The sequence below is a fragment of the Janthinobacterium sp. BHSEK genome (assembly GCF_056174685.1).
The window spans coordinates 1-917 of the sequence record NZ_JBWBYV010000186.1 but is presented as its reverse complement, the minus strand read 5'-3'; the positions used below and the strand labels follow the sequence as shown (position 1 = coordinate 917).

The window sequence follows — 917 nt, the reverse complement described above, 5'->3', positions numbered from 1 at the left end:
TCGCGGTGAATACGTTCCCGGGTCTTGTACACACCGCCCGTCACACCATGGGAGCGGGTTTTACCAGAAGTAGGTAGCTTAACCGTAAGGAGGGCGCTTACCACGGTAGGATTCGTGACTGGGGTGAAGTCGTAACAAGGTAGCCGTATCGGAAGGTGCGGCTGGATCACCTCCTTTCTAGAGTTTGCACGAATCAGGTAAATGGTTCACGCATCAAATGTTCACACTTATCGGCTGTTAGTAAGAGAAGAAACAGTAGTCGTCGTAGTAGCACCGCGTTGGGGCTGTAGCTCAGCTGGTTAGAGCACCGTGTTGATAACGCGGGGGTCGTTGGTTCGAGTCCAACCAGCCCTACCAGCTAATTAGTAAATCTCAGGGGGATTAGCTCAGCTGGGAGAGCACCTGCTTTGCAAGCAGGGGGTCGTCGGTTCGATCCCGTCATCCTCCACCAAGTACTTTGAAAGTGCAAACGTAAGCCGGTCAGTGACTCAGGTTTAGGTTTGATCTTTTAGCGATCAAAGCTGTTTCGTTCTTTAACAATCTGGAAGAAGTAAAGATTATTTATTGATCGGTTTGCCGTAACAAGCAGATCGATGGGTAATGATTGTATGTATCAACAAACAAGCAACAACGTTGTGCTTTCTTATCCCTGTAGCGCTCTTTGATTATTTCGATAATCAGAGGCTAACGTTATAGGGACAAGCGAATAAGTGCACATGGTGGATGCCTTGGCGATTACAGGCGATGAAGGACGTAGTAGCTTGCGATAAGCTGCGGGGAGTGAGCAAACACACTTTGATCCGCAGATTTCCGAATGGGGCAACCCACCCTTTTAGGGTATTGCATACTGAATACATAGGTATGCAAGGCGAACGCGGCGAACTGAAACATCTAAGTAGCTGCAGGAAAAGAAATCA

General features: G+C 48.3%; 2 tRNA genes and 2 rRNA genes. All 4 read left to right on the top strand.

Features of this window, described 5'->3' with window-relative positions:
* A 16S ribosomal RNA gene (locus AC0V2Y_RS28210) occupies window positions 1-177 on the top strand; the annotation flags it as partial.
* A 103-nt stretch (window positions 178-280) separates the two neighbouring features.
* Window positions 281-357: transfer RNA gene (locus tag AC0V2Y_RS28205), tRNA-Ile, on the top strand.
* A gap of 18 nt (window positions 358-375) precedes the next feature.
* A tRNA-Ala gene (locus tag AC0V2Y_RS28200) sits at window positions 376-451 on the top strand.
* Window positions 452-696: 245 nt separating this feature from the next.
* Window positions 697-917: ribosomal RNA gene (locus tag AC0V2Y_RS28195) — 23S ribosomal RNA — on the top strand; the annotation flags it as partial.